15 protein-coding genes are annotated in these 15,048 nt (G+C 66.5%); 6 read left to right on the forward strand and 9 right to left on the reverse strand.

Going from position 1 to position 15,048, the window contains the following annotated elements; all coding sequences use genetic code 11:
- Positions 1-651: 651 nt before the first annotated feature.
- From NS6_RS02325 to NS6_RS02335, 3 genes are all read right to left on the reverse strand, one after another.
- Positions 652-879, reverse strand: a complete 228-nt coding sequence (locus NS6_RS02325) for a hypothetical protein (RefSeq protein ID WP_068035722.1) — start codon at positions 877-879, stop codon at positions 652-654.
- Positions 880-982: 103 nt separating this feature from the next.
- On the reverse strand, positions 983-2,191 hold the full coding sequence (locus NS6_RS02330) for a damage-control phosphatase ARMT1 family protein (RefSeq protein ID WP_068035723.1): 1,209 nt from the start codon (positions 2,189-2,191) through the stop codon (positions 983-985).
- A gap of 191 nt (positions 2,192-2,382) precedes the next feature.
- Positions 2,383-4,005, reverse strand: a complete 1,623-nt coding sequence (locus tag NS6_RS02335; protein ID WP_084470538.1) for an MFS transporter — start codon at positions 4,003-4,005, stop codon at positions 2,383-2,385.
- 94 nt (positions 4,006-4,099) lie between these two features.
- Between NS6_RS02335 and NS6_RS02340 the strand changes: the two genes are divergently transcribed.
- Both NS6_RS02340 and NS6_RS02345 read left to right on the forward strand, forming a co-directional pair.
- Entirely contained in the window at positions 4,100-4,756 is a 657-nt protein-coding gene (locus NS6_RS02340; RefSeq protein ID WP_068035727.1) for a TetR/AcrR family transcriptional regulator, read from the forward strand.
- 434 nt (positions 4,757-5,190) lie between these two features.
- Positions 5,191-5,553: a cupin domain-containing protein gene (locus NS6_RS02345; RefSeq protein WP_068035730.1), complete on the forward strand. Its 363-nt coding sequence runs from the start codon at positions 5,191-5,193 to the stop codon at positions 5,551-5,553.
- Between the two features lie 104 nt (positions 5,554-5,657).
- On the opposite strand, the gene NS6_RS02350 is transcribed toward NS6_RS02345, so the two are convergent.
- Positions 5,658-7,211 (reverse strand): AMP-binding protein, encoded by a 1,554-nt coding sequence (locus tag NS6_RS02350; RefSeq protein ID WP_068035732.1) that lies wholly within the window; start codon positions 7,209-7,211, stop codon positions 5,658-5,660.
- A 268-nt stretch (positions 7,212-7,479) separates the two neighbouring features.
- On the opposite strand from NS6_RS02350, the gene NS6_RS36315 reads away from it, so the two are divergent.
- Together NS6_RS36315 and NS6_RS02360 are read left to right on the forward strand one after the other, a co-directional pair.
- Positions 7,480-8,133 (forward strand): VldE C-terminal domain-containing protein, encoded by a 654-nt coding sequence (locus tag NS6_RS36315; protein WP_068035735.1) that lies wholly within the window; start codon positions 7,480-7,482, stop codon positions 8,131-8,133.
- Between the two features lie 223 nt (positions 8,134-8,356).
- Entirely contained in the window at positions 8,357-9,223 is an 867-nt protein-coding gene (locus tag NS6_RS02360; protein WP_068035737.1) for an LLM class F420-dependent oxidoreductase, read from the forward strand.
- Positions 9,224-9,437: 214 nt separating this feature from the next.
- On the opposite strand, the gene NS6_RS02365 is transcribed toward NS6_RS02360, so the two are convergent.
- Genes NS6_RS02365 through NS6_RS02385 form a run of 5 tightly spaced genes read right to left on the reverse strand, consistent with a single transcriptional unit; the run spans position 9,438 to position 13,870 of the window.
- A complete protein-coding gene (locus NS6_RS02365; RefSeq protein WP_068035742.1) occupies positions 9,438-10,502 on the reverse strand; it encodes a glucosidase family protein in 1,065 nt (354 codons plus the stop codon).
- Complete coding sequence (locus tag NS6_RS02370; RefSeq protein WP_068035748.1) at positions 10,489-11,220, reverse strand: class I SAM-dependent methyltransferase; 732 nt, start codon at positions 11,218-11,220, stop codon at positions 10,489-10,491. Before NS6_RS02370 ends, NS6_RS02365 begins: the two co-directional genes overlap by 14 nt.
- Positions 11,214-12,509: a glycosyltransferase family 4 protein gene (locus NS6_RS02375; RefSeq protein WP_068035750.1), complete on the reverse strand. Its 1,296-nt coding sequence runs from the start codon at positions 12,507-12,509 to the stop codon at positions 11,214-11,216. The genes NS6_RS02370 and NS6_RS02375 overlap by 7 nt, the downstream gene beginning before the upstream one ends.
- A 2-nt stretch (positions 12,510-12,511) precedes the next feature.
- The gene (locus NS6_RS02380; protein WP_068035752.1) at positions 12,512-13,381 is read right to left on the reverse strand and encodes an LLM class F420-dependent oxidoreductase; all 870 of its coding nucleotides are present in this window, start codon (positions 13,379-13,381) and stop codon (positions 12,512-12,514) included.
- Between the two features lie 60 nt (positions 13,382-13,441).
- Positions 13,442-13,870, reverse strand: a complete 429-nt coding sequence (locus NS6_RS02385) for a carboxymuconolactone decarboxylase family protein (RefSeq protein WP_068035753.1) — start codon at positions 13,868-13,870, stop codon at positions 13,442-13,444.
- Between the two features lie 319 nt (positions 13,871-14,189).
- Here NS6_RS02385 and NS6_RS02390 point away from each other — a divergent pair, with 319 nt between their 5' ends.
- On the forward strand, positions 14,190-14,387 hold the full coding sequence (locus NS6_RS02390; RefSeq protein WP_068036096.1) for a ferredoxin: 198 nt from the start codon (positions 14,190-14,192) through the stop codon (positions 14,385-14,387).
- Between the two features lie 109 nt (positions 14,388-14,496).
- Positions 14,497-15,048, forward strand: coding sequence for a hypothetical protein (locus tag NS6_RS02395; protein ID WP_068035755.1), 552 nt, complete (start codon positions 14,497-14,499; stop codon positions 15,046-15,048).

Genomic DNA, 15,048 nt, shown 5'->3' on the forward strand with positions numbered 1-15,048 from the left:
CTGAGCTATTACATTCGCCCCTCGCCCGCTGTGACAATCGACGATCACGGGCTGACGCTCAGGCCATTCGGGCGAATCCCATGGGCTGCGATATCGCGAGTACATGTGGTCACAGCGAGAATCGATCCGAATACGAGATACTTGTCCATCGAGCTCGTCGAGCCCCACCCCGAGTTCACCGAAAGCCGTTGGCCCAGATGGATCTACGGCCCGATAGGAAAGCTCACAACCGGCCACCCGGTGACCATGCCGGAACGCTTGTTGCGCCCGGTATCTCTGGACGACGTCGCCGCCGAACTACACAGGCGAAAACCCGGCCTGATCATTACGGGATCCGGGCAATCAGCTTCCCTGGAAGCGAGCACCGGGCTGTGGCCACGTCGCTGGAGCCGGCGGTCGCTCCGGGGTGCGTCGGCAGCCGGTTCTCGGAGACACTGACGAGGCCTTGTCGCGGATGGTAGCCGATCTCCGGCGGCCGTCTCCACCGAGGAGCTACGAGCCTTCGTCGCCAGGCGGCTCGCCTATTGCACGGTGTGCCCGTGGCCGAAACCGCGGCCTGCAAGCGACAGCCGTATGATGACGTGTCCTCGGCATCGGGGAGAATCGGGTGCCGTTCGAGGGTTCAGTCCAGGAGCGCGCGGGCTTCGGCGATCAGGTCGAGTTGGTGTAGATAGTTCGGCGCGTCCAACCCCAGCGGTACACAGCGCCGACGAGGTACACCGGCCAACCTGCTGTTACAGCCGGGGTGATATGGATGAGATGACCGAGAGGCGTCGCCTTGCATTTCTGCGCGACGCGATGCGAGGCGATGTTGTCATCGTCTGCACTGTAGAACAGGATCAATCCCTGAGCTGCAAGCTGTTTCACCCAGGCGTTCACGGCAATTGCCGCCAGGCCACTGCCGCGGTGCGGTCCGCTTTCGTGACGGGCGCGGCCTGAGCTCGGGGGTGGTTGGCTCTCGGGATCATGTCCGGCTGTGTGGTCACCATGATGTGTGGTTGCTGTTGCCGGACCTGGCCGGCGCTACGCTCATTTGCACCACGCCATGAGATCCGCTGACCCGCCAGCCCGGTTCGGTCTCCTCGAGTTCGGCGACTGTCCCGGCGGCGATACCCGCGGCGACATCCGATTTGAGGGTACGCAAAGCGATCACACGAGTCGGGAAATATTGCGTGAGTGCGGTGAACGAGGTGGTGGCCGGCCAGTGACAGTCTCCGACGAGTCGCCGGTAGTTGAGATCGCCTTTGAGAATCACTGCGTCGGCGCGCGCGAGATCGGCACGCAGGTCGCCGGGCAGGTGATGAAAGGACAAGGGTGCGCAGTAGAACTCGTGAGTACGTACCCGCAGTCGGCCCGTCCGGAGTGCGGAATCCAGCCGGGCCGCGGTCGAGCGGGCCGCCCCCGGGATACCCGCGAGACGCTCGAGAGTCACCAGCAAGTCGGCGGTGGTGGCGTCCGACACGTAGTACGGCCGCGGTTTGAGGTGCAGGTCGATCGTGAGATCCCGGTGCAATTCCAGCAGGTGATCGATGAGAAAAAGGTCGGGGATCAGTTCTCGGCCGGCATTGTCGGCTATCAGGCAGATGACGCCCGGCGTGTGGGTCACGAGGTAGTCGGCCACCTCGGCGGACTGATCGTCGAGAATTCTGCCGGGCACATCGTGGTCGGTCGCCGGGGAATCCGACAGCCGGAAACCGAGGTCCGCCCGGTTTCCCCACAGCGCGGCGTGCAGAAGCGCGATCAGGTGCTCCCGCGGTACGCGGACGCCGGCCTCGGTCGCCGCCGACAGGTCGGCGGCGACCGCAGGGTCCTCGAGTTCGCCGCGTTTACGAGTGAACGGGTCGATCCCCCGCCACGCGCCGTGCCCGAAATAACCGACCGCGTCGAGCAGCAGGTGATAGAAGTAGCTTTCCGCCCAGAGGAACGGGACGTCGAGCCACCGCTGCCCGTACATTCGGCTTCCCCACCGGTCCCATCGCGACTTACCGGCTCCGCCGTCGGGCAGCGGCTGCACGGTTCCCGTGATGTGTTCACGCAACTCGTCGAGACGGTGCCGAATTTCGGGTGGGTAGGGATGCGCTTCGCCGACCTGTTCGATGATGGCGGGATGCCGGTGGGTGAGCACGCTCCATGCGAACGAACCCGGTTCGGTGGACACAATGGTCCGCGCGTCGCTCGTGCTCGAATCCATGGCACTCCGTTCGCAGATCGGCGAGGAGTGGTCACAATCGCCACTCCGGGGGCGCTGCTGAGCGTAGTCGCCGGCCGGCGAGCCGCCGGCCCTGCGGAGGCAGGTGATCGGATGCCCGGTCGGGGAACGACCTGGCCGAATCGGGTGCGCTCGTCGATCGGACGATCGGCGGCGGCGACGTGTTCAGTGGTCTATCCGGATTCTCTGGGAGACGTCCCGCGGGTTCGAGTACCGGTTGCGACACCGCAAGACCCGGACTCCGGCCCCTTCCCGGTCGCGTCCACAACGTAGTCCCGTCGCCTGCCGCGGTACAGCAGGAACGGGCACACGATCGCGGCGGCGACGAGGATGAGCCCGCCGGTGACGGTGGCGGCGCCGAGTCCATCGACGAACGCGTGGCGGGCAAGCTCGGTGAGGTGGGCGGCGGGTTCGGCCGGCAGCTGCTCGGAGACACTCAGCGCGGCGCCGAGGCTGGAGCCGACGGCTTCGGCGGCCTCCGCAGGGAGGCCGGCGGGCCCCTGATCGAGGATCGTAGCCCGGTACACGGCCGTTCCGATCGATCCGAGAACGGCGATGCCCAGAGCGGCACCGAGTTCAGTGGCGGTTTCCGAGAGCGCGGAAGCAGCGCCGGAACGGTCCGGGGGCGCGGCGCCGACCACCACGTCGGTGGCGAGGGTCATCATCGGCGCGATACCTGCGCCGATCAACGCCGAAGCAACAATGGCGTGGACCACACCGTCCCCGGCCGGAACACGGCTGAAGGCGAGCATGCCCCCGGCTGCCAGGACCGCTCCGGCTCCGAAGATCAGTGGATAGCCGAAGCGGGGCACAAGCAGGGACGCGAGTACCGCCATCCCACCGACGGACGCCACGACCGGAAGTATCGCCAGCGCGGCAACGAGCGGTGAAAGACCCTCGACGAGTTGCAGATACTGGGCGCTGTAGAGCATCACTCCGACGAGTGAGAACATCGCCAGACCCGCGCCGAGGATCGCGCCGCTGAAACGTGGATCGGCGAAGAGGCCCGTGTCGACCAGTGGTGCGCGGAGGCGGCGCTGCCGAAGGAGGAATGCCACCCCGGCAAGGAGACCGACAACCAGCGCGATCACCGCTTCCGGGGTGGGTGCGAGTTTTTCGGCAGTGGACTTTATCGCCCAGACAACCGGCAGGATGGCCGCGAACGACAGCAGCACGCTGGAGCCGTCCAAGCGTATCGGCGTAGGACTGCGGTACTCGGGGACGAGCCGGGGTGTGATCGCCAGCAAGAGCACGATGACGGGCACGTTGACGAGAAATACCGAGCCCCACCAGAAAGCTTCGAGCAGCAGCCCGCCGAGGACGGGGCCGAGCGCGATACCTGCGGACAGACTGGCGGTCCACATGCCGATAGCTTTGGTGCGCTCTTCCGGGTCTGTGAACAGGTTCCGGATCAGTGACAGAGTCGAGGGCATGAGCGTCGCCCCACCGATGCCCATCAGGGCTCTGGCCGCGACGAGCATCTCCGGGGTCGGCGCGAACGCCGCCAGTGCCGAGGCTGTACCGAACACGCCGGCACCGATCAGCAGCAGCCTGCGCCGACCGATCCGGTCGCCGATATTGCCCATGACAATGAGCAGACCCGCCAAGAGGAATCCGTAAGAGTCGAGAATCCACAGCGTCAGACCGGGGCCGGGGTTCAGTTCGTGGGTGATGGTGGGGATCGCGATGTGCAGGATCGTGATGTCCATCGAGGTGAGGATTACCGGCAGCGTGAGCACGGCAAGACCGAGCCATCGTGACCGCGGACCGGGCGGATGAGAGCGCGGATTCGACATGGGAGGACTCCAGAAAGACGTTGCGTATAACGTACGCAACACACGCTAGCGTATGAGATACGCAACGCGCTAGAGTCAGCCCGGAGGTGATCGCATGAGTCCCCGAGTAGGGCCGTCCGGCCCGCTGTCACGCGAGAAAATCGTCACGGCCGCAATCGAGGTCGCAGACGAACTGGGCTTGGACGCGATGACGATGAAACGCGTCGCCGATCGCCTCGGTGCGGGTGTGATGTCGCTGTACCGGCATATAGCCGACAAGGAGCAGCTGATCGAGGCGATGGTCGACCAGATCACCGGGGAATACGACTACCCCACCCAGACGGGACTCGACTGGCGAGCAGCCATGCATGTTCTCGCCCGGCAGGATTGGACCGCGTTCCTCGATCACCCCTGGATGCTCACTGCTACCGCGACGGTGACACCACCATTCGGCACCGCCTCACTGACTGCCATGGAGTGGGCGTTGACAGCACTCGAAGAGCTGGAATTGGCCCCACATACGGCGGCGCGCGCGATCATGACCATCAACAACTACGTTCAGGGCAGCGCCCGCGTCTTCCTCGGCGGCACACAGGGCGAAGCCGGCGACGACCCCGGCAGCAACTGGCAGCACCGCCTCGCCGATATCGACCTCAGCGCATTTCCGCGCCTCCACCATCTCATCACCCAACCCCTCCCGGCGGGCGAGCGCGACCCGTTCGCCGACGGGCTCGATATCATCCTGGACGGCATAGCGGCCGACCACCCATGAACAAACGGCCTACCGAGAGCCACACCACCGCTCCGACGGGCCTGTGAGGTGACAGCGACAGGAGAGTTCGACGGACGACGCGACGGGTGGTGTGGCTTTGCTTTTCAAGGTCTGTCGCCGCTTTTCGTCGACGACGCGAGGGCAGCCTATCTGCCCGCGGGGCCGGCAGGCCGGAGTGCGCAACACACTTGCCGCCGCCACACCCCCCTCGTAAAATATGACTTTCCTCACATTTTATTGCTTGGGTGTCGGTCGGCGGCGCAGGTGGAGGTGGATCGCACCGACGCAGCTCGGCGCGACGGATTCGCGGTCGTACCGAGATCGCAGAACAAACAATGTGCGGGCGGCGGAATCAGTGATCGACCGCGTGTCCGCCTTCGGTCGCAACGAAGCGCCGGGCCGGAACGGGGGCACTGGTACCAAGGAGAACGGTCATGTCCCGTTTGGTACGCAAGAACTTCGATTCACCCGAGGAAACTCGCCCCTTCGAAGCGGGCAAGGGGAAACTCGATCTGGTGAACCTCGACGCCGGCCCGGTAGGCCGTGCCGTCTTCGAGCCCGGCTGGCAGTGGTCGGAACATGTCAAACCGATCGCCGGTACCGAGAGCTGCCAGGCGCCCCATATGGGCTACTGCGTTTCGGGCCACCTGGCAGTGGCCATGGACGACGGCGAGAAACAGGAATACGGGCCCGGCGATTTCATGATCGTCCCGCCTGGGCACGACGCCTGGACCGTCGGCGACGAACCCTGCGTCATGATCGACTGGCAAGGGGTCGCCGACTACGCCAAGCGGTGATCCCGGCCGAGCACCGGCTCGGCCGCCCGGCCGGAGAAGGCACCTGGCACCCGGCCCCCGGTGATGCACAGATCCCGTGACCGGTTTACCCGACCGGGCAGGAATCAGCTGACCTGGCGGTCCCGGCCGCCCCAATACGGCTCGCGCAGGGTGAATTTCTGCAGCTTGCCGGTCGCGGTTCGCGCGAGTTCGTCCCGGAACTCGACCGAGGTCGGTGCCTTGTAGCCGGCCAACCGCTGCTTACACCAGGCGATCAGAATCGATTCGGTCGCACTACCGGCGTCCGCGTCCGGGTCGAGCACGACCAACGCCTTGATCGTCTCGCCCCACTTCTCGCTCGGCACCGCGATCACCGCCACCTCAGCGACGGCGGGATGGGAGAACAGGCAATCCTCGACCTCGATCGAGGAGACGTTCTCGCCGCCGGTGATGATCACATCTTTTTTGCGATCTGTAATGGTCAGGTAGCCGTCGTCGCCGATTTCACCGCCGTCGCCGGTGCGGAACCACCCGCCGTCCAGTACCGCCCCGCTTTCCCCGGGCCGGCCCCAGTAGCCGTCCATCACCACATTCGACCGGGCCAGCACCTCCCCCGCACCCTCCTCCGATTCTTCGATCCGCACCCGGACACCGAGTGCCGGGGCGCCGGCGCGGGTCAGCTTCGCCGCCTTGACTTCGGGCTCGAGATCGTCCCACTCCGCTCGTGCGCGGTTGACGGTGAGCAGCGGAGAGGTTTCGGTGAGGCCGTAGATCTGGATGAATTCCCAGCCGAGTTCCTGTTCCACGCGGGCAACGGTTTTCGTCGGCGGCGGTGCGCCGGCCATGATGATCCGCACCCGGTCACGGCCGGGGATCTCCCCCTCCCAGCTCTGCGCGGCGTCGAGGACGGCGGCCGCGACCGCGGGGGCCGCGCACATCACCGTGACGCCGTGACCGCGGACGCGCCGCAGGATTTCGGCGCCGTCGATAGTGCGCAGCACGATATGCCGGGCGCCGACGCCGGTCATCGCGAACGGCTGACCCCAGCCGTTGGCGTGGAACATCGGCAGCGTATGCAGGTAGACGTCGCGGTCGCTGATCGTCGCGTGCAGCCCGAAGGTGACGGCATTGACCCAGATATTGCGGTGGGTGATCTGCACCCCCTTAGGGCGCGCGGTGGTGCCGGAGGTGTAGTTGATGGCGGCGGTGGCGGATTCGTCGGGCTCCCATGGCCGCGGGACCGCACCCGGAGGCGCGTAGAGATCACTGTCGGCACCCAGCACGAATGTATGTTCGCAATCGATCCCGGCCAGTGAATCCGCGAGCTCCGGGTCCACGTACAGGACGCGGGCTCCGCAATCCTCGACGATATAACGCACTTCGTCGGGGCGCAGGCGGAAATTGATCGGCACCAGCACCCGGCCCCATCCGCTGACACCGAAGAACGAGGTCAGCAATCGGCTCGAATTGTGGCTGACGACCGCGACCCGGTCACCGGCTCCGATACCGAGTTCGTCGAGCCGGGCGGCCTGCCTGCGGGCGAGTCCGGCGATCTCCGCATAAGTCGGCGAGCCCTGGCTGGGCGCGGGCTGCACAGGTTCGTCGACCACACCGATCCGGTCGCCGTACACGGTTTCGGCGCGGTCGAGGAAATCGGCGACACTGAACGGGACGAACATAGCTCTCCTACCGATCGTGCGTACGCCGGTGAGACGAGTCCGCGGACCTTTCCGGCGATCCGACGATTGTCTCCTCACAACGCCGGGAACGGGACCGGAATTCTCATTGCGACCGCCGGCGGGTACGCGCCTCCGGTCACGTGCCGGCACGCACAACATCCGGCAGGGGCGATGACTCGAGTACGCCAGCCGGTTCCCGTGACTTTGCCGCGACCATTTCGTAATCTAACAGTGATCTTGTCTCCGAGCGTTACGAGTAGTCACCATCATGCCTGGTCAACATCGCAAACCGGCCCGAACCCGGAAGGTCGCTCCGCTAGCTGGGAGCACGGTCGCGGCGACGGCCGTTATCGCACTGTCGGTGCTGGCCCGGCCTGCCCCGAGTCCGCAACCCACCGCGGTGGCGGCGGATACGCAGGCAATACCCGCGGCCGGCCTGGGCGCCGCGTCGGACACCCCGCCGGCTCCGGCTCCGCCGTCGGCCGAGGCCGTCGCGGCAGTCGACAAGCCACGAGCACCGGCCAGGTATCTGAAACGCCACGCACCCCCGCCACCTCCCCCGATCCCGTGTTCCACGGAGCTCGCCGGAGCACAGCCGCATGTGGCCCAGGTGGGCAACCTGATCGGCAAGACATTCGGCGTCGCCGATATCGGTGGCGCCAACGGCCGCTACGACGGCGAGCACGGCGCCGGCCTGGCGCTCGACTTCATGACCTCCGATCCCGCGAACGGCAATGCGATCGCCGACTTCGTTCTCGCCAACAAAGAACGTTTCGGCGTGTCCTACGTGATCTGGCAGCAGCAGTACAACGACGGCAGCGGATGGTCGTATATGGAAGACCGCGGGAGCCCGACCCAGAACCACTACGACCATGTGCACGTCTCGTTCGATTCGACCGCCGATACCAGCGTGACCTGCTGAGCACTCCCGCTCCGGCCGCCGGCGCGAACATCGTCATACCGGTGCATCACCGTTGCCCTCGGCGGGACGAGGGCAACGTCCTCACCCGAGTTCGGCGAGCTTCACCGGAAGTTCGTCGGGTCGGCCTCCCGCCCGAGATACTCCATGTCGCTGCTGACTTGGTGTGTACTCCAGGTCGTAGCGTGTGATCGACGCGATCACCCACCCATTACGAGGGGATGACATGGAGCTCGGTTTTCACATACCGATTTTCGATATCGACGGCGGCACCGCCGCCATTGCCGGCGAGCTGGCGCGCGTGGGCGCGGCTGCGGAAGTCGCCGGGGCGAGCTGGTTGTCGTTCATGGACCATTTCTTCCAGATCGAGCCGACCGGGCTGCCCGCCGAGGCGAACATGCTGGAGGGCTACACCAGCTTGGGTTTCATGGCCGCGCACACCTCAACAATCGAACTCGGCCTGCTGGTGACCGGTGTGACCTACCGGCATCCCGGGCTGCTCGCCAAGATCGTCACCACGCTCGACGTGCTCTCCGGCGGCCGAGCGGCGCTCGGGATCGGCGCCGCCTGGTTCGAACGCGAGCATCACGGGCTCGGTGTGCCGTATCCGGGGGTCGGCGAACGGTTCGACCGGCTGGAGGAGACGCTGCGGATCTGCGCGCAGATGTGGGATCCGGACAACAACGGGCCCTTCGAGGGCCAGTACTACCAGCTGGCGGAGACCCTGTGCGCGCCGCAGCCGCTGCACCGTCCGAAGGTGCTCATCGGGGGCGGCGGTGAAAAGCGGACGCTGCGGCTGGTAGCCCGCTACGGCGACGCGTGCAACCTGTTCGCTTCCAGCACGGAAGAGGTCGCACACAAGCTCGATGTGCTGCGCCGCCATTGCGATGAGGTGGGCACCGATTACGAGCGGATCCGCAAAACCGTGCTGGGGGGTAGCCCGGATCCAGGCGCGCTCGACGATTTCGTGCGGCAGATGGCCGGTTACGCCGGCCTCGGGGTGCATACCGCCATTGTGATGCCGCCCGGTGGATCACCGGCGACATGGGTAGACCGCGTGGCACCGGCTGTGCCGCGGCTCGCCGAGCTCTGACCGCAGTGGTCGTGGGTCAGAACCGGGATCGGCGGAATCCGCCTTCGGAATCGATGATCTGACCCACCACCCATCGGCCGTCGCCGGAGACCAGCCATTCGATGAGCCGCGCCGGATCGTCGGGTGTGCCGGCGCGGCCGCGGGGGAAGGCGTCATGGACCGCGTCGACGAGCGCCGGATCCAGGGCGGTGCCGGCTGCCGCCGTGACGGCGAGCTATCCGCTGCTGACCCGCAGGGGCACCGGCCGGGCGGGTACGGCGTCGGCGGCGAGGTCACGGAAGATGCCGTTACCGGGCGTGGTGCGGGACAGGGCGTCCGCGGCGAGAATCACCGCGGCGCCGGTCCAGGTGGTGCGTTCCACCGGCCAGCGTTTCCCGTCGGCGTAGACCAGGCCGGTCCAGTACGAGCCGTCGGTTTCGCGGAGGTGCTGCATATTCGCGAACAGCTGGTGGGCGCGGTCGCGATCGCCGAGAGCGTCGAGGGACAGCACCAGTTCGCAGGTTTCCGCGCCGGTGACCCACGGACGGTCCGAGACGCAGCGGATACCGATATTGCCGACCACGAACGTGTCCCAGCGTTCGGCGATCCGCGCCCGTCCGGCGGGACCGCGTAACGCACCACCGAGGACCGGGTAGTACCAGTCCATCGAGTACCGGTCTTTCGCGGTGAACAGCTCCGGATGCTCCTGTAACGCGGTGCCGAGCCTGGTCCGGGCCACTTCCCACTCCGGGTGCGGATCACCCAGGCAGCGTGCCGATTCCAGTGCGGCGCCCAGACTGTGGTACATGCTGGCCGAACCGGTAACCAGCGCTTCGGGCAGGATATCGGTGCCGTCGCGCAGCCAGTAGATCTCGCCCTGTTCGCCCTGGCAGTCGATGACGAGGTCGATGGCCGCGCGGACCACCGGCCACATTTCGGACGCGAAGGCGGTGTCACCGGTGGTTGCGAGGTAGTGCCAGAGGCCGGTGGCGATATAGGCGCAGAAGTTGACATCGGTGGCAGCGTTTTCGATCTCACCGTCGCGGAACTGCATCGGCCACGACCCGTCGGGCCGCTGGGTGCGGGCCGACCAGGTGTAGGCGGCAACGGCTTCGTCGCGGAGCCCGGCCACGGTGAGCGCCATCGCGGATTCCACGTGGTCCCACGGGTCGGTGTGACCGCCGGAGAACCAGGGGATGGCGCCCGAAGGTTCCTGGTCGGCGGCGATGGATTGCGCGGTCTGCAGGCATTGGCGGCGGGTGAGGACCGAGGGTACCGACGGTAGCTCAACCGGCGGCACGGGTCACCGCCGGTTTGCTGAAGTACAGGGCCACGCTCTTACCGATCAGTGGGTCGAGCGCCTTTTCCGCGGTCCGGGTGAGCAGCGGCTGTTTCATCATGTCCCACACCAGCATCCGATGATAGCCGCGCACCATCGGATGGTCGGGTTTCTGCACGCCGACCGCACATTTGATCCACCAGTACGGCGAATGCAGGGCGTGCACATGGGTGCGATGGGTGTGCCGCAACCCGCGGGCGGTGATCTTGTCGCGGAGCTCGTCGGCCTTGTAGATGCGGATATGCCCACCCTCGTTGGCGTGGTATTCATCCGACAGCGCCCAGCACAGCCGTTCGGGCAGCCATCGTGGCACGGTGACCACCAGTTGTCCGCCCGGCCGCAGAACACGTACCAGTTCGGCGATCGCGGCGTCATCGGCGGGCACGTGTTCGAGAATCTCCGAAGCGATCACGACATCGAATTCGCCCGCCCCGTAGGGCAGATCGAGGGCGTTGCCTTCGACCGCTTCGGCCTTGGCGCCGGCCGGGGCCTCCCCCACCTGCGCCATGGCCTCGAACATGGTGGCGACATTCGCGAGTTCCGGTGCGTCCTGGTCGAAGGCGACCACATCGGCGCCGCGCCGGTAGGCCTCGAACGAATGCCGCCCGGCGCCGCAGCCCACATCGATGACCCGGGTTCCGGGCCCGATTCCGGCGCGGTCGAAGTCGACGGTCAGCACGAGGCACCTCCGGCGGTGGTGAGCTGGGCGGATGCGCCGGTTCCCCGGTCGCCCACAACTCGCCCGGCGTGCCGGTCGATCGCGTTCTGGTACACCTGCACAGTCTGCGCGGCCACTGATTCCCAGCTGAATACGGAGACGGCGCGGTCGCGGCCGGCGGTCTGCATCCGCTGCCGGATCTGCGGAGAGTCGAGCAGACGGCCGATCACTTGTACCAAGGCCGCCGAATCACCGGGCTCGGTGAGTTCGGCACACACGCCGGGTTCGCCGACGACCTCCGGCAGGGCACCGGTGCGGCTGACCACCAGCGGAGTACCCGAGGCCATCGCTTCCACCGCAGGCAGCGAGAAGCCCTCGTACAGGGAGGGGATGCACGCGATTTCGGCGGAGGCGAGGAGTTCGGCGAGTTCGGTATCGGTCAGCCCGGCGCGGGCGGTGACGATATCGGAGAGCCCGAGGTCGGCGATCTGTTTCTCGGTCGGTCCGTTCGGTTCCAGTTTCGCGACCAGCTGCAGCTCCACCTTGTGAGTCACCCGCAGCCGAGTGAGGGCCTGCAGTAGATGCGAGATGCCCTTGAGCGGCTTGTCGGCACTGGCGACGGCGACGATCCGGCCGGGAACTCGCGGCCCGCGCGGCGCGAACAATTCGGTGTCCACACCGAGGGGGACCACTTTCAGCTGCGCCGGGTCCACACCGAAGTCGTCGGCGATATCTGTTGCCGACGAGGTGGACACCGTGAGCAGATCGGGAATCTGCCGGGCAATGCGCTGCTGCATACCGAGGAACCCGTACCAGCGGCGCACCAGCGGTTTGCGCCGCCGGATCGCGGCCGCCAGATCGACCTCCCGGTCCTTGGTGATGGGATGGTGCACGGTCGCGACCAGCGGCAACCGCCGCGCGATATCGAGCAGCCCGCTGCCCAGGCACTGGTTGTCGTGGACGACGTCGAAATCCTGGACCCGGTCACGCAGGATCCGCGCCGCACGCAGGCTGAACGTGCGGGGTTCGGGGAACCCGGCGGTCCACATGGTGGCCAGTTCCAGCAGATCGACCCGGTCGCGGATCTCGCCGGGCCGCGGCGTGCGGAACGGGTCGTCCTCACGATAGAGGTCCAGGCTGGGCACCTCGGTAAGAGTCACGCGCGGGTCGAGGTCGGCCGGGTACGGCTGGCCGGAGAACACCTCCACCTGGTGGCCGAGCTCGGCCAATCCGGCGCTGAGCCGGCGCACATAGACTCCCTGCCCACCGCAATGAGGCTTGCTGCGGTAGGACAACAAGGCAATTCGCACGGCTAGCTGACCTCACGGGTGATCGAATTCATGTCCCGCAGTTTGCCAGCCAGCCGTTCGAGGTAGGCACGCACCTCCGGTTCCGGCTTGTCCGGCAACCCGTACAGCACATCGGTCACGCCCTCGGCGGCCCATGCTGCCAGCCGGTCGGCGTCGGGTTTGAAGTCCAGTGCCACCACTCGCGGGGCGCCCTCGCGGCCCGCGTCGGCCCACGCCTTCTTCAAGGTCGCCAGGCTGGCGGAGATATCGGATTCGCCGGGGGTGGTGATCCAGCCGTCGGCATGGGCGGCGATCCACGCGCAGGTGCGTTCGGTGCCCGCCGCGCCGATGAGCACGGGAACGGTCCGGTCGACCGGTTTCGGCCATGCCCAGCTCGGCCCGAAATTCACGAAGTCACCGTCGTAGGACGCCTCGTCCTCACGCCACAGGGCGCGCATGGCCTCCAGATACTCGCGCAGCGCGGTGCGGCGCTTCTTCCCGGGGATACCGTGATCGGCGAGCTCGTCGGTGTTCCAGCCGAAACCGGCGCCGAGGGTGACTCGGCCGCCGGACAGGTGATCGAGTGAGGCGATGGTCTTGGCCAGCGTGATCGGATCGTGTTCGACCGGCAGTGCGACAGCGGTAGCGAGTTCGATCCGTTCGGTGACGGCGGCCGCCATGGCGAGTGACACCCACGGGTCGAGGGTGCGCATATAGCGGTCGTCGGGCAGGCTGGCGTCCCCGGTCTGCGGGTGCGCGGCCTCACGCTTCACCGGGATATGGGTGTGTTCGGGGACGTAGAACGAGGTGAAACCGTTGTCCTCGGCCGCACGGGCGGCCGCGGCGGGACTGATCCCGCGATCACTGGTGAACAGGACGATACCGAAACGCATACCTGAGCCTTCTCTGTCGTGGTGGTGGATCGGGCCGCGGCGGCGTCCCGGCGAAAGCGGTCACTGACCGTTGCGAGCAGCTTTCTTCGCGGCTTTTGCGTGCTGATCGAGTTGGGCACCGATCACATGGTCCAGCGAGGTGCCGGCAGGCCAGCCCACGTAGTGGCACAGGAACAGGGAGATCTCGCGTAGCGCGGTGTCGTCGAGTTCGCCGTTCTTCAGCGCGGCGCCGACCTGGATACCGGCGACATCGAACAGGCCTTGCGCGGTGAGCGCGCCGAGCAGCAGCAGCCGGCGATCCCGCAGTGACAGCCCGGGGCGGGACCAGATATCGGCGAACAGGTGGTCGGCGGTGACGGCGAAATGATCGCCGGGGCCATCCTGGAACTCCCACCCGTAGACTTCCGCCATCTTGGCCAGCCCCCGCTCCCGCACCGTGGGAAGCGCTGCGGGGTCGTTCGCCGCGGGCTGGGTCGTGGGATCGGTCATGCTGCTCCTTCGGCGCCGCAACAGTCCGGCGAAAGTGTCTGGACAGGTGTACGGAATATAATTCGGACACTCTCCGCCACGCAAGAACGTGTTCTCGTCGGCCCCGTCGCCGACCGACCGCGCCCCCGCCATGACAGCCTTCGCAAACCACCTCGGAGTGGCGTCGATTTCTGGGAAAATCGCTGAATCGTTGTCGGACGCAGTTGCCGATGGTAGCGTCCAGACACATGTCCAGCTATGTGTCTTCCCAAGCGGTTCGCCCCGCACGAACCGGGAAGAACTCGTTCTCGGAATATCCGACGCCGAGGGAGCACACACCATGAAGATCGTGGCCGATATGGACCTCTGCCAGGGGCACGCCGTCTGCGCTGCCGAGGCGCCGGACATCTTCACCGTGCCCAAACGCGGCCAGGTCGAAATCCTCGACCCGACTCCCGGCCCGGAACACAAGACCGATGTCGACAACGCCGTGCGCTACTGCCCGACCCAGGCCCTGCTCGTCGCCGACACGGACTGAGCGAGCCACGTCCGGCGGCTTCAACCGCACAGACACTCACCTTCTGCCCCATTGAGCACCGCAACCGATTCACAGCCCGAATGGTTCTTTTCGAAAGGGAACAACACCGATGACAGGTTTCGATCGCGCCGAACTCGACGAGATGGTGCGCCGCTGGGTGGCCGAGAACGAGCGCTGCGAGAAGCTCGGTGATTGGAAGCCGCTGGCCGATATGTACACCACCGACGCCACCTACGGCTGGAACTACGGCCCCAAGGACGAATTCATGGCGGTGGGCCGCGAGGAGATCCGCGAACTGGCCCTCGGCCAGGAGATGGAGGGCTTGCAGGGCTGGGAGTACCCGTACCAGCAGTTCGTCATCGACGAGCGCAGCGGCGATTGCATCGGGTTCTGGAAGCAGATGTACACCACCACTGCGCGAGAAGACGGCAGCCTGTACACGGTGGACGGGATCGGCGGCAGCTGGTTCCGGTACGGCGGCGACTACCAGTGGTCGTGGCAGCGCGATTTCTTCGACTACGGGAATGTCTCGGCGCTGTTCCTGGAAATGATGACGAACAAGGCGATGTCGGAGCCGATGAACCAGCGGATCGCGAAGGCCACCGCGTCGCGGCTGCCCGGCTGGTACAGGATCGGCACGGCACCGGCTTCCCTGTGGTGA

This window comes from Nocardia speluncae NBRC 108251 (assembly GCF_001613245.1).
Lineage (GTDB): Bacteria > Actinomycetota > Actinomycetes > Mycobacteriales > Mycobacteriaceae > Nocardia > Nocardia speluncae.